Genomic DNA, 18,048 nt, shown 5'->3' on the forward strand with positions numbered 1-18,048 from the left:
AGTGAAAAACATGCTTGTCCTGCATCCTAGGTCGCCCTTACCTTCAGGTCCATAGGGCGATACTCACAATCACCGGACGCCGCCAGTCGAGCGAGCGCCAACGTCCCAGATCCAGGCTGTCTTTCGCCCTGCCAAAACCTTGCCCACCTCTCCAGTGGGCGCGACCGGAGGAGCATTGCGGCCATGGCTTTCCTGACTCTCGACAATCTCAGCAAGCGCTACGGCGACAGCTACGCGGTGGCCGATTCGACCCTGGCCATCGAGCGCGGCGAATTCGTCTCCCTGCTCGGCCCCTCCGGCTGCGGCAAGACCACCACCCTGCAGATGATCGCCGGCTTCGTCGACGTCAGCAGCGGGCGCATCCTGCTCGACGGCCAGGACATCACCCACGCCAAACCGGCCAGTCGCGGCCTCGGGGTGGTCTTCCAGAGCTATGCGCTGTTTCCCCACATGACGGTGCGCGACAACGTCGCCTTCGGCCTGCGCATGCGCAAGGTAGCGGGCGCCGAACTGGCGCGGCGCGTCGAGGAAGCCCTGGGCCTGGTGCACCTGGGCCCGCACGCCGAGCGCTATCCGCGCGAACTTTCCGGTGGACAGCGCCAGCGGGTCGCCCTGGCCAGAGCGCTGGTGATAGCCCCCCCGGTGCTGCTGCTGGACGAGCCGCTGTCCAACCTGGACGCCCATCTGCGCGAAGAGATGCAATTCGAGATCCGCCGCATCCAGCGCGAGGTGGGCATCACCACCCTGATGGTGACCCACGACCAGTCCGAGGCGCTGTCCATCAGCGACCGGGTGGTGGTGATGGAGGCCGGGCGCATCACCCAGGTCGATGCGCCCTATCGGCTCTACGAACATCCGCGCAACAGATTCATCTCCGACTTCGTCGGCAAGGCCAATCTGCTGCCCGGCAGCCTGGATGCCCAGGGTCGGCCACAGATCACCGCGGGCGGCGCCCTGGCGATCTCGCTGCGGCCGGAAAAGATCGAGCTACGCCCCGCCGGTGAGGGGCGTCTGCAAGGACGGGTGCTGACCCGTTTCTTCCTCGGCAGCCAGTGGCTGTATCGGCTGGAGACGGCGCTGGGCGAAGTGTCGGTGCTGCGCAGCAACGACGGGCTGCCGCCGCTGGACGAAGGGCAGCGCGTCGGGCTGCACTGGGACGACGGTCTGCTGCGCCGCCTGGAAGCCGCGGAGGCCGCCGCATGAGCACCCTGCTGCGCGGCACCGGTCGCGCCTACCTGCTCAGCGCCCCGGCCCTGGTGCTATTCGCCGGACTGCTACTGGCGCCCCTGGCGCTGACCCTGGCGCTGTCCTTCAACGTCTTCGACTACGAGACCGGGATCAAGGAAGGCAGCTACACCCTGGCGCACTACCTGAGCCTGCTGGGCGATCCCTACTTCTACGAGATCTTCCTGCGCACCTTCTGGATCAGCGCCCTGGTCACCCTGCTCTGCGTGCTGATCGGGGTACCGGAGGCCATCGTCCTCAGTCGCATGGGCGCGCCCTGGCGCTCGATCTTCCTGATCCTGGTGCTGACGCCGCTGCTGATCTCGGTGGTGGTGCGCGCCTTTGGCTGGAGTCTGCTGCTGGGCGCCGACGGCCTGGTCAACCAGGCCATCATGGCCCTGGGCGGGCGCCCGCTGAAGCTGCTCTACACCCCCTTCGCGGTGATCGTCGGCCTGGTCCACGTGATGCTGCCCTTCATGATCATCCCGGTCTGGACCTCGCTGCAGAAACTCGATCCCGCCGCCGAACAGGCCGCGCTGTCCCTGGGCGCCAGTCACCTGACGGTGCTGCGGCGCATCGTGCTGCCCCAGGTGATGCCCGGGGTGCTGTCGGGGACGCTGATCGTCTTCGGCCTGGCCGCCAGCTCCTTCGCCATTCCCGGCCTGCTGGGCGGACGCCGGCTGAAGATGGTCGCCACCCTGATCTACGACCAGTACCTGGCGGAACTCAACTGGCCGATGGGCGCCACCCTGGCGGTGGCCCTGCTGCTGCTCAACCTGCTGGTGATGCTGGGCTGGAATCGCCTGGTGGAACGCCGCTACAAACGTGCCCTGGGAGTCTGACCTCATGACCCGCAACGGCCCGCTCGGGCTCGCCTTCCATACCCTGGTGATGGTCTTCATGCTGGCGCCGCTGGTGGTGGTCTGCCTGGTGGCCTTCACCCCGGAAAACACCCTCAGCCTGCCCACTTCCGGCTTCTCGCTGCGCTGGTTCGCCGCCGTGTTCGAGCGGGCGGATTTCCTCACCGCCTTCTACAACAGCCTGCAGCTGGCGGCGCTGTCGGCCACCCTGGCGACGCTGATCGCGGTGCCGGCGGGCCTGGCCATCACCCGCTACCGCTTTCCCGGCCAGGGCTTTCTCAATGGCCTGTTTCTCTCGCCGATCATCATCCCGCACCTGGTGCTGGGCGTGGCCATGCTGCGGTTGTTCGCCCTGCTGGGGGTGAATGGCAGCTTCAGCTGGCTGGTGCTGGCCCACGTGGTGGTGATCACCCCCTATGTGCTGCGCCTGGTGATCGCCGCCGCTATCGGCATCGACCGCAGCGCCGAGCAGGCCGCCGAGAGCCTGGGCGCCAGTCGTACCACGCTGTTCTGCCGCATCACCCTGCCGATGATCCTGCCCGGGGTGGCCGGCGGCTGGCTGCTGGCCTTCATCAACAGCTTCGACGAGGTCACCCTGTCGATCTTCGTCACCTCTCCGGCGACCCAGACCCTGCCGGTGCGGATGTACGTCTACGCCACCGAATCCATCGATCCGATGATGGCGGCGGTGTCGGCGCTGGTGATCGCCCTGACCGCGGCCACCATGATCCTGCTCGACCGCATCTATGGCCTGGATCGCGTGCTGGTGGGCAAACAATGAACAGCCGAGACCCGTCCATGGCACTGCTCAAGCGGGTGGCCGAATGCGACCGCCCGACCCTGGCCTTCACCCTCGACGGCCAGCCGGCCGAGGGCCTGCAGGGCGACACCCTGCTCACCGCCATCCTGACCCAGAGCGATCACCTGCGCGGCAGCGACTTCGGCGGCGAACCCCGAGCCGGCTTCTGTCTGATGGGCGCCTGCCAGGACTGCTGGGTGCGCCTGGCCGACGGCCGCCGGGTGCGGGCCTGCGCCACCTTTCTCGAAGCGGGCCAGCAGGTCAGCCGCGATCCAGGGCGGCCGCTGTGAGCGCCGTCGTGGTGGTGGGCGCCGGGCCAGCGGGCATTCGCGCGGCCCAGACCCTGGTCGCCCATGGCCTTGAGCCGGTGCTGCTGGACGAAAGCGCCCGCGGCGGCGGCCAGATCTATCGCCAGCAACCGGGTAATTTCCAGCGTCCGATCAAGGCGCTGTACGGCTTCGAAGCGGGCAAGGCCCAGGCGCTGCACGGCGCGCTGGAGGCCGCGCAGGCAAAGCTGGACTATCGACCCGACACCCTGGTGTGGAATGCCGAAGCGCGCGCCCTGGATACCCTCAGCCAGGGCCGCTATGTCGATCGCCTGGCCTTCGACCAGGTGATCGTCGCCACCGGTGCCACCGACCGTATCCTGCCGGTGCCGGGTTGGACGCTGCCGGGCGTCTACAGCCTGGGCGCCGCCCAGGTGGCGCTCAAGTTCCAGGGCTGCGCCATCGGCAGCCGCCCGGTGCTGGCCGGTACCGGTCCGCTGCTCTATCTCGTCGCCTATCAATACGCCAAGGCCGGGGCCAAGCCACTGGCGGTGCTGGACAGCGCGCCCTTCCGCGACCAGGCCGCGGCCACCCCGGCCCTGCTCGGCCAGCCGGCCACCTTCGCCAAGGGCCTCTACTACCGCAGCTGGCTGGGGCTGCACGGCGTACCCGTGCACCAGGGCGCCGATCTCCTGGCGGTCGAGGGCGAGCGCCGGGTGGAAGCCGTGCGCTGGCGCGCCGCCGACGGCGAAGCGCATCGACTGGAGTGCGATGCGCTGGGCTTCGGCCAGACGCTGCGCAGCGAGACCCAGCTGGCCGACCTGCTGGGGTGCGACTTCGCCTGGAGCGTTCTCAACCGGGCCTGGTTGCCGGTACGGGACAGTGGTGGACGCAGCAGTCAGACCGGGGTCTACCTGGCCGGCGACGGCGCCGGCATCCAGGGCGCCGATGCCGCCGAACTGGCGGGCGAACTGGCGGCCCTGAGTCTGCTGGAGGATCGTGACGTGCCGGTGGACAGGGCACGTATCCAGGCCCTGCAGGCACGCCTGGCACGCTTCGAGGTCTTTCGCCAGGGCCTGGAGCGGGCCTTCCCCTTCCCCGCGGACTGGGCGACCAAGGCGCCGGACGAACTCATGGTCTGTCGCTGCGAACAGGTCAGCGCCGGCGAGATCCGCGCCGCCGTGGCCCAGGGCCATTGGGAGATCAACAGAGTCAAGGCCACCTGCCGGGTCGGCATGGGCCGCTGTCAGGGCCGCATCTGCGGCGCGGCGGCGGCCGAGCTGATCGCCTGCGCCAGTGGTCGGCCGCTGGACCAGATCGGCCGGTTGCGCGCCCAGGCGCCGATCAAGCCGCTGCCCTTCGGCGTGGAGCTGGCGCCATGAGCCGGCTGGACGTGGATGTCCTGATCATCGGCGGCGGCATCGTCGGCAGCAGCGCGGCGCTGTTTCTGGCCCAGGGCGGCCAGCGCGTCGCCCTGCTGGAACGCAACTTCTGCGGCGCCCAGGCCAGTGGCGTCAACTACGGCGGGGTACGCCGCCAGGGCCGCCCGCTGGTGCAATTGCCGCTGTCCAGTCGCGCCCATCAGCTCTGGGGCGGTCTGCAGGACCTGCTGGGTACCGATGGCGAATACCTCAGATCCGGCCACCTCAAGCTGGCCCGCAGCGACACCGACTTCGCCTCCCTGCAGGCCTATGCCCAGGCCAGCCAGGGCTTCGACCTCGATCTGCAACTGCTCGACCGGAGCGAATTGCGCCGGCGCTTTCCCTGGGTCGGCGACATCGCCGTGGGCGCCTCCTTCTGCCCGGAGGATGGCCACGCCAATCCACGCCTGGTCTCCCCGGCCTTCGCCCGGGCGGCTGGCCGGGCGGGCGCGCAGATTTTCGAGCGCACCGCCGTGACCGCCGTCGAGCACGACGGCCAGCGCTTCCAGCTCCGTACCGACAGCGGCCTGACCTTGAGCGCGCCCTGGCTGCTGAATTGCGCCGGCGCCTGGGCCGCGGAGCTGGCCGCCCGCTTCGGCGAGCCGGTCCCCCTCACCGCGGCCCATCCGGCCATGCTGGTGACCGAACCGCTGCCGCCCTTCATGACCGCCAGCACCGGCGTGGAAGGCGGCGGCATCTATGCCCGCCAGGTGGCGCGCGGCAATTGCGTGCTGGGCGGCGGGCGCGGTTTCGCACTGGACGCCGACCGCGCCCGCCCCGGCCAGCTGGCCATCCTCGACATCCTCAGGAACGCCGCCGAACTCTATCCGGCCCTCACCGGCGCCCAGGCGATCCGCACCTGGAGCGGCGTCGAGGGCTATCTGCCGGATCACCAGCCGGTACTCGGCCCCAGTCTTACCACCCCCGGCCTGCTGCACGGCTTCGGCTTTGCCGGCGCGGGCTTCCAGATCGGGCCGGCGGTTGGCGAAGCCTTGGCCGAGTGCATCCTGCAGGGCGCGCCCCGGCACAGCCTGCAGGCCTTTTCCATCGCCCGTTTCCCTTCCCAGCCCAGGAGTTCCCAATCATGCGCCTGACCCCCGCCCTGCTCGTGGCCCTCGCCGGCCTGCCCCTGGCCGCCGTGGCCGAACCGACGCTCTACCTCGGCATGAACGGCGGCACCATGGAGCGCCTCTATGCCGACAGCGTGCTGCCCGCCTTCGAGAAGGCGCACAACGTAAAGGTGGTGATCGTGCCCGGCACCTCGGCGGACATCCTCGCCAAGGTCCAGGCCAGTCCGCAGAAGCCGCCGATCCACGTGATGTTTCTCGACGACGGCATCATGTACCGCGCCATCGGCATGAATCTGTGCAGCCCGCTCAAGCCCAGCGCGAGCCTGGCGCAGATCCCCGACAAGGCCAAGATCAAGGACCAGGCGGCCGCCGTCAGCCTGGGCGTGACAGGGCTTGCCTACAACAGCCGGCTGTTCAAGGAAAAGGGCTGGGCAGCGCCGACCTCCTGGGCGGACCTCGCCGATCCCAAGTACAAGGGCAAGGTGGTGTTCCAGTCGCTGTCCTCGTCCACCTTCGGCCTGCACGGCTTCCTGATGTTCAACCGCCTCAAGGGCGGCACCGAGCAGGACGTCGACCCCGGCTTCAAGGCCTGGCCCACCACCGTCGGCCCCAATGTGCTGGAGTACATCCCCAGTTCGGCCAAGCTCTCGGAGATGGTGCAGACCGACGAGGCGGCGCTGTTCCCGCTCACGCCCACCCAGGTCACCGCGCTCAAGCTCAAGGGCATCCCGGTGGAATACGCGCCGCCCAAAGAAGGCGCCGTGGTGCTCAACGTCGCCGAATGCGTGACCGCCAACAACGACCAGCCGGAGCTGGCCCAGCAGCTGGCGGAATACCTGCTGACGCCCGAAGCCCAGGCGCCGGCGCTGGAACTGGGCGACCAGATCCCGTCCAACCCCAACACCCCCACCACCGACAAGACCCGCGGCCAGGTGGACGCCATGCAGAACTACCTAAAGACCGCCGTGACCATCGACTGGGATGAAGTCAACAAGGTACGGCCGCAGTGGAACGCCCGCTGGAACCGGCAGGTGGAGCGCTAGTCGCTCCAACAGCGCAAACGCACCGCTGGATGTCGACCCTGGACAACTCCGGTCCGGGGCGACCCCTCACCCTTGGCGGCTTCCATCACCAGGAGAGCCGCCATGGCCAACCCGCCCATCACCGTTCTGCGCGACACCCAACCCCTGCCCGTGGTCGATGCCTGCAAATGGGAGCGCATCGAAGGCGAGCCCCATACCGTCAACCTCAATGCCTACACCTCCGATGACGGCAGCAAGATCATGGGCACCTGGATCTGCACCCCCGGCAAGTGGCGCGTCGACTACGTGAAGTGGGAGTACTGCCACTTCCAGGAGGGGTACTGCATCATCACCCCCGATGGCCAGGAACCCATTCACCTCAAGGCCGGCGACATCTTCGTCGTCGAACCCGGCATGAAGGGCACCTGGGAAGTGGTCGAGACGGTGCGCAAGTATTTCGTGTTTGCCTGATACCGCCAGGCCCCGGCACCGCTGCCGGGGCCCAGGCTTTAGCTTCAGCGCCCGTCGAAGCCGCGGAAGAAGCGCTCGGCGTTGTCGCTCAGGGTGTCCAGGTCGTACCCCCCTTCCTGCACGATCACCGTGGGCAGTCCCAGGGCCTTGATCCTTTCGCCCAGCACGCCGAATCCCGCCTGACTCACCGCCACCTTGGACTGCGGATCGTTTTCATAGATGTCGAAGCCGAGGGACAGCACCAGCACGTCCGGCGCCCACAGCCGCAGCGCCGCCTCGGCTTCCTCCAGCCGGGCGAAGAAGTCTGCCTCGGAGGCGCCGTGGGGCATCGGCAGATTGAGGTTGCAGCCCTCGCCCCGCCCGCTGCCGCGTTCATCGGCGAAACCGGCCACCACCGGATAGAAATTGGTCGGATCGCCATGGATTGACAGGTAGCAGACGTCGTCCCGGTCATAGAAGATTTCCTGGATACCCTGGCCGTGGTGCATGTCGGTATCGAGGATGGCGACCCGAGCGAAGCGCGCGCGCAACTCCTGGGCCGCGATGGCGGCGCCATTCAGGTAGCAGAAGCCACCGGCCGCCTCGGCGCGGGCATGGTGCCCCGGTGGGCGGCAGAGGGCATAGGCGGCTGGTGCGCCGTCCCGCACGCAGCACGCCGCGGCGATGGCGCTCTGGGCGGAGCCATAGACGGCGGCCCAGGTCTGGGCGCCGATCGGGCAACTGCCGTCCGCCAGGTAGCGGGCGGTCTGGCCGAGGATGCCACGCAGCGGGTTGTTCTCGCGGACATAGATGTTCGACATCACCTCGTCACCCCAGTCCTCGGGCACCTGGTGCCAGTCGCGATAGGCATTCTCCAGGTAGGTCACATAGGCCTCGCCGTGCACGGCATGCAGCGGCGCGCGGCCGTGATCCGCCGGCTGTTCGAGGGGATAGCCCAGCCGCTCCACCGCGGCCAGCAGGGCGTCGAGGCGGGCCGGCACTTCCTGGGGGGTGCGCATCTGGCCACGGGACAGGTAGCTGCGCGGATGATGCAGGCGCTGATCGGGATGGAAAAAGGTCTTCATGTCATCTCTCCTGACGGCCCGCGCGGGCCAGCACGGCATTGAACAGGACGTCGGCGCCGCGGCGGACGTCATCGAAACTGGCCGATTCGGCCTCGTTGTGGCTCAGGCCGCCGGCACAGGGGATGAAGATCATCGCCGTGGGGCAGTGCCTGGCCAGGTGGATGGCGTCGTGACCGGCGCCGCTGATGATGTCGCGGTGGGGATAGCCGAGCGCCTGGACCGCCTCGCGCACGGCGGCGACGCAGTCGGCGGCAAAGGGGGTAGCAGGGCTCAGCCAGTGCCGCTGGACGTCCAGCGACAAGCCGCGCTCGTCGGCCACGGCGGCCAGGCATTCGCGTGCGGCGGTTTCCAGCGCTGCCAGGGTCTGGTCCTGGGGGTGACGCAGGTCCAGGGTGAAGTGCACCTCGCCGGCGATGGTGTTGCGCGAGGAGCGCGCCACGTCCAGTTGCCCTACGGTGACCAGTCCGTCACCGAAGCGAGAAGCCAGATCCTCCAGCGCCGCCAGCATCCGGCCGACGCCGAACAGGGCATCCCGGCGCCTGGCCATGGGTGTGGTGCCGGCGTGGGCCGCGGTGCCGTGGACGCACACGTCGAGCCAGCAGATCGCCTGGCCCCCGGTGACCACGCCCACGGCCAGGCCTTCGTCTTCGAGCACCGGGCCCTGCTCGATATGGGCCTCGAAATAGCTATCGAAGGGCCGCCCCAACGGCTGGTCGCCGGCATAGCCGGTACGTTCCAGACTCGTGGCCACGGAGATGCCGTCACGGTCGCAGGTCGCCAGGGCCTCGGCCAGGGGCAACTGCCCGGTGAAGACTGCGGAACCCAGCATGGCCGGCGTGAAGCGGGCACCCTCCTCGTTGGTCCAGACGGCGAGTTCCAGGGGTCGGTCGGTCTGGATGTCCGCGTCGTTCAGGCTGCGCATCACCTCCAGCCCGGCGAGCACGCCATAGACGCCATCGAAGCGCCCGCCCTTGGGTTGGGTGTCCAGATGGCTGCCCATGACCACCGGCGCGGCCTGGTCATCAAGCCCCGGACGACGGGCGAACAGGTTGCCGATGGGGTCCACCGCCAGGCTGAGGCCGGCGGCCACGCACCACTGGCTGAACAGCGCCCGCCCCTGGCGATCTTCTTCGCTCAGGGCCAGGCGACTGCTGCCCCCGGCCTCGCCCGGACCGATCTCGGCCATGGCGGCCAGACTCTGCCAGAGGCGCTCGCCATCAATTCGATACATACTGGATTCCTTGTAATCAGGCGGGAGAGACATGGGCAGTGGCCTCCCGACGGCGCGCCAGAGCCGCCACGCACAGCAGCGACAGGCCGGCCAGCAGGGAGTAGAAGACCGCCAGCGGCCACCACTCGCCCGTGAAGCGATGGGCCAACAGGGTGCCGACCATGGGGGTCAGGCCACCGGCAATGGCGCCACAGACCTGGTAGGCCATGGAGATGGCGGTGTAGCGCACCCGGGTAGCGAAGACGCCACTGACGAAGCCGGCGATCACCGCATAGAAGGACGCCATGCAGGCGGCCGCCAGGGCGATTCCCAGCACGATCAGCGGCGCCGAGCCGGTCTTGACCAGCACGAACATCGGATAGGGCGAGGCCATGGCCAGGGCCGCGATCAACAGCAGGAAACGTGCGCTGCCCATACGCTCGGCGAGCAGCGCGGCCAGCGGCTGGACCAGGAACTGGATGAGGGCGACGAACAGCAGGCAATCAAGGATCAGCGAGCGCGACAACTCCAGCACCTGGGTGGTGTAGCTGAGCATGAAGGTGTTTGTGAAATAGACCCCGGCGATGCCCAGGGTATTGGCACCGATGCACAGCAGCAGCGGACGCCAGGCGGTGCGCAGCACTTCGGCCGCCGGCGTCTTGGCCGTTTCCTGGCGCTCCTTCATCTCGGCGAACTCGGGGGACTCGTCCACGCCCAGGCGGATGGCCAGGCCGACCACCAGCAGCAGCGCGCTGGCCAGGAACGGCAGGCGCCAGCCCCAGTCGAGCAGGTCCTCTTCCGGCAGGCTGGTGACGCTACGAAAGGCGATGATCGACAGGATCAGGCCGGCCGGGCTGCCCCACTGGGCGAAGGAGGCGAAAAAGGTCCGTCGACCGGCCGGTGCATGCTCGCCGGCCATCAGCACGGCGCCGCCCCATTCGCCACCCACGGCGATGCCCTGCACCACTCGCAGCAGGATCAGCAGGATCGGCGCCCAGACGCCGGCCTGGCTGTAGGTGGGTAGTACGCCGATGAGCACGGTGACCACGCCCATCATCAGCAGGGTGACGATCAGGGATTTCTTGCGGCCGATGCGGTCGCCGATATGGCCGAAGACCAGGCCACCCAATGGCCGGGCGAAGAACCCCACGGCGAAGGTGCCGAAGGCGGCCAGGGTGCTCAGCAAGCGGTCTTCGGAGGGAAAGAACAGCTGGCCGAAGACCAGCGCGGCGGCGGTGGCGAAGATGTAGTAGTCGTACCACTCGATGGTGGTGCCCACGAAGGCAGCGGCGGCGGCGCGCCTGGGTTGGTGACGCGGTGAGGTGGACGGCATGCAGGGTGCTCCTATCGACTGCCGGAAAAGGAAGCGGCGCGGCGGATCAAAGGCCGGACGCACGGAGAGCGATGGGCAGGGGCGATCAGGGAGACATGGACGCAGCACTCCTGGGGGTATCGTTCTTGTTGGGCAGGAGAGAGAGAAGAATGCAGGAGCGTTCTAGGGCGCCTTGACGTCGTTATCCCTTAGCGGGCTAAGATTAGTCAATTTTCTAATTCTTATACCTATCTATAAGCATGGCTAATAATCAGGATGAACCGCTCTCCCCCGCGCCCTTGCCAGACGGCCGGCGTTTTCTCAACGATCGGCTGGACTGGAATCTCCTGCGCACCTATCTGGTGATCGTTCAGGAGGGCAGCGTGAGTCGTGCGGCCGCGCGGCTGCACCTGACTCAGCCAGCCGTCAGCCAGGCTCTCAAACGGCTGGAGGAACAACTCGATCGCGGGCTGATCATTCGCCGGGGGCCGCGCTTCGCCCTCACCGAGGCCGGCGAAGAGGTGGCCCGCATCGCCAGCGACCTCTATGGCAACGTCTCCCGCCTCGGCGCTGCGCTGGAGCGCTCAACGGAAACCGTGGTGGGCAAGGTGCGGATGCTCACCATCAGCCGTATCCAGTCGCGCTGCTACGACGACTTCCTCGCCGACTTCCACCGCCGCTTTCCGCGGGTGGAACTGGAGATCGACGTGATGCGCAGCTCGGACATCATCAGCTCCCTGCTGCAGAAGACCGCGACCCTGGGCCTCGCCCTCTGCCGTATTCCTCAGCCAAAACTGGAGCAACGGGTGCTGTTGCAGCAGCGCTATGCCTTTTTCTGCGGACGTCGCCATCCCCTATTCGGGCGCAGTGACCTGTCGCTGGCCGATCTGCAGGGCGAGAACTTCGTCAGTTTCACCAGCGACCAGATTGGCGGCAGCCTCTCGCCGCTCACCATCTTTCGCGATCAGCAGGGCTTCACCGGACGGATCGTCGCTTCCTCACCCAGCCTCGAAGAAATCCGCCGCCTGGTCGGCGCCGGTTACGGCATCGGCTGTCTGCCCCAGCATGTAGTGGCCGATGACGTGGCCGCCGGCGAACTCTGGCGACTGCCGCCTGGCGAAGGCGTGGCCGATGTCGACGTGCACCTGCTCTGGCACCGCGAGCAGCGCATGACCCAGGCGGAAACGGCGCTGCTGGAAGGCTTCCAGCATCTGCTGGCGACCACCGAGGTGGCCGCGCGGCTCTAGGGCGCTTTCACTCGGTCCACGGGAAGGGTCTTGCTATGCTGATCCGTTGGATATCCCTGCTAAGGAGCTCCCATGGATCCCTACCCTCGCCCAGGCACCTGGCGCGAGCGCCTGTACATCATCATCTTCCACACCTACACCCCGGCCGGAAGACTCTTCGACACCCTGCTGCTGGCGGTCATCATGGCCAGCCTGGGCGTGGTGATGCTGGACAGCATCCAGGCCATCCATCTGCGCTACGGCAGCTGGCTCTATGGACTGGAATGGATCTTTACCGGTCTCTTCGCAATCGAATACCTGCTGCGGGTGATCTGCGCGCCCCGACCGCGCCAGTACGTCACCAGTTTCTATGGCTTCATCGATTTGCTGGCCGTGCTGCCGGCCTTTATCGCCCTGCTGATGCCCGATGCCCAGTATTTCCTCGTCATCCGGGTGCTGCGGATGATGCGGGTGTTCCGCGTGCTCAAGCTGACGCCCTACCTGAGCCAGGCGGATTTCCTGATGGTGGCGCTGAGCAGCAGCCGGCAGAAGATCACCGTCTTCCTGCTGGCCATCTGCACCCTGGTGACCATGTTCGGCACCTTCATGTACGTCATCGAAGGACCGCCCAACGGCTTTACCAGCATCCCGCGCAGCATCTACTGGGCAGTGGTGACCCTGACCACCGTGGGCTTCGGCGACATGGTGCCCAAGACGGCGCTGGGCCAGACCCTGGCGGGCATGATCATGATCACCGGTTATTCGATCATCGCCGTGCCCACCGGCATCTTTACCGCGGAGCTGGCCAACGCCATGCGCAGTGCCACGCTACAGCGCGACTGTCCACGCTGCCAGAAGCCTACCCACGAGCCCGACTCCTCCTTTTGCAATCGCTGCGGCAATCCGCTGTTCCCTCCTACTGAGAAGAGCCAGCCGGAGGAGTCAGCCCACTAGGCCGGACGCTGCGTCTCAGGGCGTGGTGTCGCTGGCATAGCAGGCCCAGGCCGGGCGCGTGGCCAGACGTTCGAGATAGGCCGCGATCGCCGGCGTCGCGAAGCGCTCGATCGGAGTGAACCGCCAGCGGTGCAGCGACAGGCCGAGGGCGATGTCGGCCAGGCTGAAGTGTTCGCCGGCCACATAGGGGCCGTGCTGCGCCAGATGCGCTTCCAGAATGGCGATGCGCTCGTTCCAGGCGGCGACACCTTGCGCCAGGCGCTGGGGATCGGGCTGCGGTGGTTGCTGCTTCACCAGGGCCAGATAGGCGTAGCTCCAGGCCGGATTGAGTTCGCAGGCCTGCCAGTCCAGCCACTGATCGACCCGCGCCCGAGCGCGCGGCGCGGTGGGATACAACGCTTCGCCACCATGGGCATTGGCCAGGTAGCGCAGGATGCTGTTGGATTCCCAGAGCACGAAGTCGCCGTCCAGCAGGACCGGGATCTGGCCATTGGGATTCCACTGCAGGTACTCGGCGGATTGCGCCGAGCGAAAGCCGGCGCCCCAGTCCTCGCGCTCATAGCCCAGGCCCAGTTCGTCGAGGCACCAGAGCGCCTTGCGGACGTTGATCGAAGAGACGCGACCGAGAATTTTCAGCATGCCGAGGCGACCTCCCGGGATGGATGGCTGAGATAGGGCTCGATATTGCCGAGCGCGCGCTGCACATAGTCCTCCTTCTCGCCCACCGGTGCCACGTAATGCAGCGCCTCGGCCGCGGCCTCGCGGCCCAGCAGCCGGGCGATGGCCCAGGCCGCCAGGTAGCTGGAGGCCAGGCAGCCGCCGGCGGTGGCCAGGTTGCCGCGGGCGAAGAAGGGTTGCGCCAGCACCTCGATGCCGGCTTCCTGCACCCAGGGCCTGGTGGTGAGATCGGTGCAGCCGGGTACACCGTCGAGCAGGCCGAGGCGCGCCAGCAACAGGGTGCCGGAGCACTGGGCGCCGATCAGCTGGTGTCCGGGGTCGAGCACCGCCAGCTGTTCCAGCAGGGCGGCGTCTCGCGCCAGTTCCCGGGTACGGCTGCCACTGCCCACCAGCACGGCGGTGCAGTCCGCCAGTTCGTCGAAGCGGGCCTGACGCTCCAGGCGAACGCCGTTCATGGAGGTCACGCAGGGGGTCGGCGCCATCAGCGAGACCCGCCAGTCCGGACGCTTGATGCGATTGAGGAGGCCCAGGGCGATCAGGGAGTCCAGTTCGTTGAAGCCGTCGAAGGTGAGGATGGCGAGGTGCATGGGGCTACCAGAGGCGCGGGGTGAAGCGAGAGTCTCGGCCTCACGGGCGGGCGTCGGCCAGATACAGTGCCGCGCCAGGCTGGCCATACAGTCAGGCCGGCCATCGACAAACCGCTCTAAGGCGGGCAATAGCACCCCTGCCCTACTTGGAAGCGCTAGCACTTAGCCATTACAGTGACGCACCCTGGCCGAGCCATCGGCCGATTTGCCATCGTCCAGCGGCCCTACCCCTTTCCGAGATGTCGATGGACGACGATATTCGCTATGAGCAGCATGTCCGCCGGGTGCTGCGCACGCCCCTGCTGGTGTTGCAGCCCCTGATGCTGGCGATGTGGCCGCTGAGCCTGTGGAGCAATCCGCTGATCGGCAGTCCCTACAAGGCGCGCTATTTCGCGCTGATGCTGCTGTTGCTGGGGATCAGCGCCCTGCTCAGCGTGGCGCGCAGCGCGCGCATGATGAGTCTGACCTTCACGGGCAACATCTGGGCGCTCATCCTCGCCTTTCGCATCCAGATCCAGGATGGCGGCGCTCTGGGTCACTACTGGAATCTCCCCATCGCCATCGTCGTCGTGCTGGGCACCTGCGGCCTGACCTATCGCCTCTCCCACTACCTGACCACCCTCGCCGGCGCCGCCTTCATCCTCTTCGCCGGTCAGGCCCAGCTGATACCCGCCGCCATGCCGGTGCAACTGGTCGGTTTGCTGGTCGGCGCCACCCTGGCCATCGGCATCGCCTACAACCACGCCAACAGCCAGTGGATGCGGCGGACCTTCATTCTCAAGGAGCGCTATCGGATTCTCGCGGAGACCGATGAACTCACCGGAATCGCCAACCGCCGCAAGCTCCTCGAGCGGGTCGACGCGGCCCGCGGCGAGAGCGAGCAGGCGCCCAGGCATTTCGTCATGCTCGACATCGACAACTTCAAGGAGATCAACGACCGCCACGGCCATCAGGTCGGTGACCAGGTGCTGTTCGCCACGGCGCGGCAACTCGATCAACTCGATCCGCGGTTGCAGGGCGGCCGGCTGGGCGGCGAGGAATTCGGGCTGCTGATCCGCGACCTCGACGAGGCACGGGTCAGTCAGCTGCTGGAAACCCTGCGCAGGCGCCTGGCTGAAGCCGAGCCCCTGGGTATCCGCTTCAGTGCCGGGGCGCTACGGCTCACGCCGGAGCTGTCGCTGAACGAACTGCTGCGCCAGGCGGACGAAGGGCTCTATCGGGCCAAGCGCCAGGGCAAGGACCAGACCGTCTGGATCCGTTGAGGGTCGCTACTCCAGCTTTTCCACCTTCACCGCGGTGGTGCCGTCGTCGACCATGTCCACCCGCCGGGCGGCGGCGCGCGAAAGATCGATGATGCGGCCGCGGATATAGGGGCCGCGGTCGTTGATGCGCACCACCACGGCGCGATCGTTTTCCAGGTTGGTCACCTTGACCCGGGTGCCAAGCGGCAGGGTCTTGTGAGCGGCGACCAGCTCGTTGTTGTTGAAGGTCTCGCCACTGGCGGTTTCCTTGCCATGGAATTTGCGCGCATAGAAGGAGGCCTTGCCGCGCTGTTCGAAGCTGGCTTCCTTCTTGATTGGCGCGGCGACGGTCTTGGCATCCTTTTCCTGGCAGGCGCTGCAGGCGAGCAACAGGACCAATACGAGGGGTCTGGGACGGATGAACACGTTTCACCTTCCTCTTTTTCTTCGTTTTCGGGAAAGCAACGCTCGGGGATCGGGTTCAGCTAGCTCTGAACCCGGGCGTCCCCCGGAGGTTCGTCAGGGATGGCCAGCGGCCATCCTATCTGTGACGAGCGCCTCAAGACCGCCCTAGGGCGCCGGTAGCACGTACCTGAGAATGGCGACGAAGTGCAGCGCGCTGCCGGCCATGACGAAGCCATGCCAGATGCCATGCCAGTGGCGGAAGCGATCGTCGAAGACGAAGAACAGGATGCCCACGGTATAGAGCACGCCGCCGGCCGCCAGCCAGGCGAAGCCTTCACCGCCCAGGCGATCCAGCAGCGGTCCCACCGCCACCAGCACGATCCAGCCCATGACGGCGTATATCACCAGCGACAGGATGCGCGCCTCCGAGCGCGGCTTGAGCTCCTGCGCCATGCCGATCAGCGCCAGGCCCCAGACGATGCCGAACAGCGTCCAGCCCCAGGGCCCGCGCAGGGTCACCAGGCAGAACGGCGTGTAGCTGCCGGCGATCAGCAGATAGATCGACAGGTGATCGAGCTTCTGCAGCAGGCGTTTCGCGCGCCCCTTCACGCTGTGGTAGAGGGTCGAGACGCTGTAGAGGATCACCAGCGCGACTCCGTAGATGGCCACGCTTACGATGCGCCAGGGATCGCCCTGCAGGCTGGCCAGCACCACCAGGGTGATGGCGCCGGCCAGGGCCAGCAGGGCACCGACCAGATGAGTCCAGGCATTGAGACGTTCGCCGTGATACATGCGTCCTCCGGTATGGGTCGCAAACGGGCTCAGGGTCTCGCCGAGCCCTCGCGACGGGCAGTGAGGCGCTCGTAGCGGTCGAGCAGCGGCTGGATGGAAATCCCGTGGACCGCGATGCTCAAGGCCACCACCGACAGGGTCAGGTCGACGATGGTCCCGGCCCAGTCGACCGTGACATGATGCGTGAGCGCGTAGCACAGATAATACAGGCTACCGATGCCACGGATGCCGAACCAGCCGATCAGCGCACCCTGGTGGCGATCGATGCGGGTGAAGGGCAGCATGGTGGCCACGCCCAGCGGGCGGATCACCACGAACAGCAAGGCGCCCAGCAGCAGCGCGCGGCTGTCCCAGTGAGTGATCAGCACCACCCCGAGCAGGGTCACCAACAGCACCTCGAAGGAGCGCTCCACCAGGCTGCCGAAGGCGAGCATGTCACCCATCATCACCCCGGCCGCCATCCGCGGCTCTTCGATGTCCTCCGCGCTGGCCACAGTGGCGCGCTCCGGTGCGCCGGTGAGATGACCGATCACCGGCTGCGCCAGGTGCTCGGAAGGCACTTCCGCGTGGCCGGAGGTCTGCACCTCGGCCTGGCGCAGGCCCAGACCGGCGGCGAACACCGAGAGAAAGCCGAAGGCGCCGATCTCGTCGGCCAGCACATAGGACAGGGCGATCAGCGCCAGGGCAAGAAAGTCATTGGGCGAGATGGTGCTGTCGCCATGCCGGGTGCGCAGGAAGATCATCAGCCGTCCGACCCCCTTGCCCATGAAATAGCCCAGCAGCAGGCCCGCCGGCACGCCCCAGACCACATTCTTGAGGAACCACTCCAGGGTCCAGCCCCACTGCAATTCGCCGTGCTGCAGGAGCAGCAGGCCGAGCAGCACGAAGGGAAAGGCGGTGCCGTCGTTGAGGCCCGCCTCGCCGGAGAGACCGAAGCGCACCCGGTCGAAATCCTGGGCATGGTTGACCTGCACCAGCCCGGCCAGCACCGGATCGGTGGGCGCGAGGATAGCGCCGACCAGCAGGGCCACGCCCCAGGGCAGGCCGAGCAGATAATGGGCCACTAGGCAGACCCCGGCGATGCTGAGGATCATCACCGGCCCGGCCAGCAGGTAGGCGCCGTGCCAGGAGGAGCGATGAAAGGACAGGCGCAGCTTGAGGCCGCTGACGAACAGCGAAAAGAGCACGGCCACCTCGGTGAGGTGACCGATCCAGGTCGCCGACTCCTGGAAATTGACCTCGGCGAGGCCCAGGCCGATGGGACTGATCAGCATGCCGAAGGCCAGACAGACCACCGAGGTGGTGACCGGCAGCCAGCGCAGATAGGCGGATGTCAGGGCCAGGATCATCAACAGCGATCCCAATACCCCGACCCAGACGAGAAATGTCATGTGGGTAGCGTGATCCAGAACAGAAGAAGGAGAGCGGGTAGCGAACGCCACCCTT

The 18,048-nt window shown here is 67.2% G+C and carries 19 protein-coding genes; 11 read left to right on the forward strand and 8 right to left on the reverse strand.

The features are described from left to right. The first annotated feature begins 183 nt into the window (after nucleotides 1-183). The 8 genes from AABM56_RS15965 (at nucleotide 184) to AABM56_RS16000 (ending at nucleotide 7,133) form a co-directional block, all read left to right on the forward strand. The gene (locus AABM56_RS15965) at nucleotides 184-1,203 is read left to right on the forward strand and encodes an ABC transporter ATP-binding protein (RefSeq protein WP_347883488.1); all 1,020 of its coding nucleotides are present in this window, start codon (nucleotides 184-186) and stop codon (nucleotides 1,201-1,203) included. Next, nucleotides 1,200-2,066 (forward strand): ABC transporter permease, encoded by an 867-nt coding sequence (locus tag AABM56_RS15970; protein WP_347883489.1) that lies wholly within the window; start codon nucleotides 1,200-1,202, stop codon nucleotides 2,064-2,066. Before AABM56_RS15965 ends, AABM56_RS15970 begins: the two co-directional genes overlap by 4 nt. Before the next feature lie 4 nt (nucleotides 2,067-2,070). Beyond that, entirely contained in the window at nucleotides 2,071-2,865 is a 795-nt protein-coding gene (locus tag AABM56_RS15975; RefSeq protein ID WP_133863274.1) for an ABC transporter permease, read from the forward strand. A gap of 17 nt (nucleotides 2,866-2,882) precedes the next feature. After that, nucleotides 2,883-3,173: a (2Fe-2S)-binding protein gene (locus AABM56_RS15980; RefSeq protein ID WP_347884130.1), complete on the forward strand. Its 291-nt coding sequence runs from the start codon at nucleotides 2,883-2,885 to the stop codon at nucleotides 3,171-3,173. Next, nucleotides 3,170-4,531 carry an FAD/NAD(P)-binding oxidoreductase gene (locus tag AABM56_RS15985; protein ID WP_347883490.1) on the forward strand — a complete coding sequence of 454 codons (1,362 nt, stop codon included), beginning with the start codon at nucleotides 3,170-3,172 and terminating at the stop codon, nucleotides 4,529-4,531. Before AABM56_RS15980 ends, AABM56_RS15985 begins: the two co-directional genes overlap by 4 nt. Next, entirely contained in the window at nucleotides 4,528-5,664 is a 1,137-nt protein-coding gene (locus AABM56_RS15990; protein ID WP_347883491.1) for an FAD-binding oxidoreductase, read from the forward strand. Before AABM56_RS15985 ends, AABM56_RS15990 begins: the two co-directional genes overlap by 4 nt. Then, a complete protein-coding gene (locus AABM56_RS15995; RefSeq protein ID WP_059315658.1) occupies nucleotides 5,655-6,683 on the forward strand; it encodes an ABC transporter substrate-binding protein in 1,029 nt (342 codons plus the stop codon). The genes AABM56_RS15990 and AABM56_RS15995 overlap by 10 nt, the downstream gene beginning before the upstream one ends. Before the next feature lie 102 nt (nucleotides 6,684-6,785). Continuing rightward, complete coding sequence (locus AABM56_RS16000) at nucleotides 6,786-7,133, forward strand: cupin domain-containing protein (RefSeq protein WP_007160512.1); 348 nt, start codon at nucleotides 6,786-6,788, stop codon at nucleotides 7,131-7,133. 44 nt (nucleotides 7,134-7,177) lie between these two features. Here AABM56_RS16000 and AABM56_RS16005 read toward each other — a convergent pair whose 3' ends face one another. From AABM56_RS16005 to AABM56_RS16015, 3 genes are read right to left on the reverse strand one after another with little or no spacing between them, the layout of a single operon-like run. Further along, on the reverse strand, nucleotides 7,178-8,197 hold the full coding sequence (locus AABM56_RS16005; protein WP_347883492.1) for a histone deacetylase family protein: 1,020 nt from the start codon (nucleotides 8,195-8,197) through the stop codon (nucleotides 7,178-7,180). 1 nt (nucleotide 8,198) lies between these two features. Beyond that, nucleotides 8,199-9,428 (reverse strand): Zn-dependent hydrolase, encoded by a 1,230-nt coding sequence (locus AABM56_RS16010; RefSeq protein ID WP_133863278.1) that lies wholly within the window; start codon nucleotides 9,426-9,428, stop codon nucleotides 8,199-8,201. Nucleotides 9,429-9,444: 16 nt separating this feature from the next. Further along, a complete protein-coding gene (locus AABM56_RS16015) occupies nucleotides 9,445-10,740 on the reverse strand; it encodes an MFS transporter (RefSeq protein WP_347883493.1) in 1,296 nt (431 codons plus the stop codon). A gap of 239 nt (nucleotides 10,741-10,979) precedes the next feature. Between AABM56_RS16015 and AABM56_RS16020 the strand changes: the two genes are divergently transcribed. Together AABM56_RS16020 and AABM56_RS16025 are read left to right on the forward strand one after the other, a co-directional pair. Further along, nucleotides 10,980-11,966, forward strand: a complete 987-nt coding sequence (locus AABM56_RS16020; RefSeq protein ID WP_133863280.1) for a LysR family transcriptional regulator — start codon at nucleotides 10,980-10,982, stop codon at nucleotides 11,964-11,966. A 72-nt stretch (nucleotides 11,967-12,038) separates the two neighbouring features. Beyond that, nucleotides 12,039-12,899, forward strand: a complete 861-nt coding sequence (locus AABM56_RS16025) for an ion transporter (protein WP_347883494.1) — start codon at nucleotides 12,039-12,041, stop codon at nucleotides 12,897-12,899. A 15-nt stretch (nucleotides 12,900-12,914) separates the two neighbouring features. Here the strand turns inward: AABM56_RS16025 and AABM56_RS16030 are convergent, their stop codons facing one another. Both AABM56_RS16030 and AABM56_RS16035 read right to left on the reverse strand, forming a co-directional pair. Then, on the reverse strand, nucleotides 12,915-13,538 hold the full coding sequence (locus AABM56_RS16030) for a glutathione S-transferase family protein (RefSeq protein ID WP_133863282.1): 624 nt from the start codon (nucleotides 13,536-13,538) through the stop codon (nucleotides 12,915-12,917). After that, nucleotides 13,532-14,164: a DJ-1/PfpI family protein gene (locus tag AABM56_RS16035; RefSeq protein ID WP_133863283.1), complete on the reverse strand. Its 633-nt coding sequence runs from the start codon at nucleotides 14,162-14,164 to the stop codon at nucleotides 13,532-13,534. Before AABM56_RS16035 ends, AABM56_RS16030 begins: the two co-directional genes overlap by 7 nt. Nucleotides 14,165-14,409: 245 nt before the next feature. Here AABM56_RS16035 and AABM56_RS16040 point away from each other — a divergent pair, with 245 nt between their 5' ends. After that, on the forward strand, nucleotides 14,410-15,426 hold the full coding sequence (locus AABM56_RS16040; protein WP_133863284.1) for a GGDEF domain-containing protein: 1,017 nt from the start codon (nucleotides 14,410-14,412) through the stop codon (nucleotides 15,424-15,426). A gap of 6 nt (nucleotides 15,427-15,432) precedes the next feature. Here AABM56_RS16040 and AABM56_RS16045 read toward each other — a convergent pair whose 3' ends face one another. The 3 genes from AABM56_RS16045 to AABM56_RS16055 form a co-directional block, all read right to left on the reverse strand. Continuing rightward, nucleotides 15,433-15,831 (reverse strand): septal ring lytic transglycosylase RlpA family protein, encoded by a 399-nt coding sequence (locus AABM56_RS16045; RefSeq protein ID WP_133863285.1) that lies wholly within the window; start codon nucleotides 15,829-15,831, stop codon nucleotides 15,433-15,435. A 144-nt stretch (nucleotides 15,832-15,975) separates the two neighbouring features. Then, nucleotides 15,976-16,602: a hemolysin III family protein gene (locus AABM56_RS16050; RefSeq protein WP_133863286.1), complete on the reverse strand. Its 627-nt coding sequence runs from the start codon at nucleotides 16,600-16,602 to the stop codon at nucleotides 15,976-15,978. 29 nt (nucleotides 16,603-16,631) lie between these two features. Further along, nucleotides 16,632-17,993: a cation:proton antiporter gene (locus AABM56_RS16055; protein ID WP_347883495.1), complete on the reverse strand. Its 1,362-nt coding sequence runs from the start codon at nucleotides 17,991-17,993 to the stop codon at nucleotides 16,632-16,634. Nucleotides 17,994-18,048 lie beyond the last annotated feature (55 nt).

Origin of the sequence: Pseudomonas aestiva (genome assembly GCF_039908605.1) — a bacterium.
GTDB classification, from domain to species: domain Bacteria; phylum Pseudomonadota; class Gammaproteobacteria; order Pseudomonadales; family Pseudomonadaceae; genus Chryseomonas; species Chryseomonas aestiva.

What these genes read in the sequence shown, in the direction of transcription:
- AABM56_RS15965 (WP_347883488.1), top strand. Translation starts at nt 184, where the DNA reads ATGGCTTTCCTGACTCTCGACAATCTCAGCAAGCGCTACGGCGACAGC.
- AABM56_RS15970 (WP_347883489.1), top strand. Translation starts at nt 1,200, where the DNA reads ATGAGCACCCTGCTGCGCGGCACCGGTCGCGCCTACCTGCTCAGCGCC.
- AABM56_RS15975 (WP_133863274.1), top strand. Translation starts at nt 2,071, where the DNA reads ATGACCCGCAACGGCCCGCTCGGGCTCGCCTTCCATACCCTGGTGATG.
- AABM56_RS15980 (WP_347884130.1), top strand. Translation starts at nt 2,883, where the DNA reads ATGGCACTGCTCAAGCGGGTGGCCGAATGCGACCGCCCGACCCTGGCC.
- AABM56_RS15990 (WP_347883491.1), top strand. Translation starts at nt 4,528, where the DNA reads ATGAGCCGGCTGGACGTGGATGTCCTGATCATCGGCGGCGGCATCGTC.
- AABM56_RS15995 (WP_059315658.1), top strand. Translation starts at nt 5,655, where the DNA reads ATGCGCCTGACCCCCGCCCTGCTCGTGGCCCTCGCCGGCCTGCCCCTG.
- AABM56_RS16000 (WP_007160512.1), top strand. Translation starts at nt 6,786, where the DNA reads ATGGCCAACCCGCCCATCACCGTTCTGCGCGACACCCAACCCCTGCCC.
- AABM56_RS16005 (WP_347883492.1), bottom strand. Translation starts at nt 8,197, where the DNA reads ATGAAGACCTTTTTCCATCCCGATCAGCGCCTGCATCATCCGCGCAGC.
- AABM56_RS16010 (WP_133863278.1), bottom strand. Translation starts at nt 9,428, where the DNA reads ATGTATCGAATTGATGGCGAGCGCCTCTGGCAGAGTCTGGCCGCCATG.
- AABM56_RS16015 (WP_347883493.1), bottom strand. Translation starts at nt 10,740, where the DNA reads ATGCCGTCCACCTCACCGCGTCACCAACCCAGGCGCGCCGCCGCCGCT.
- AABM56_RS16020 (WP_133863280.1), top strand. Translation starts at nt 10,980, where the DNA reads ATGGCTAATAATCAGGATGAACCGCTCTCCCCCGCGCCCTTGCCAGAC.
- AABM56_RS16025 (WP_347883494.1), top strand. Translation starts at nt 12,039, where the DNA reads ATGGATCCCTACCCTCGCCCAGGCACCTGGCGCGAGCGCCTGTACATC.
- AABM56_RS16030 (WP_133863282.1), bottom strand. Translation starts at nt 13,538, where the DNA reads ATGCTGAAAATTCTCGGTCGCGTCTCTTCGATCAACGTCCGCAAGGCG.
- AABM56_RS16035 (WP_133863283.1), bottom strand. Translation starts at nt 14,164, where the DNA reads ATGCACCTCGCCATCCTCACCTTCGACGGCTTCAACGAACTGGACTCC.
- AABM56_RS16040 (WP_133863284.1), top strand. Translation starts at nt 14,410, where the DNA reads ATGGACGACGATATTCGCTATGAGCAGCATGTCCGCCGGGTGCTGCGC.
- AABM56_RS16050 (WP_133863286.1), bottom strand. Translation starts at nt 16,602, where the DNA reads ATGTATCACGGCGAACGTCTCAATGCCTGGACTCATCTGGTCGGTGCC.
- AABM56_RS16055 (WP_347883495.1), bottom strand. Translation starts at nt 17,993, where the DNA reads ATGACATTTCTCGTCTGGGTCGGGGTATTGGGATCGCTGTTGATGATC.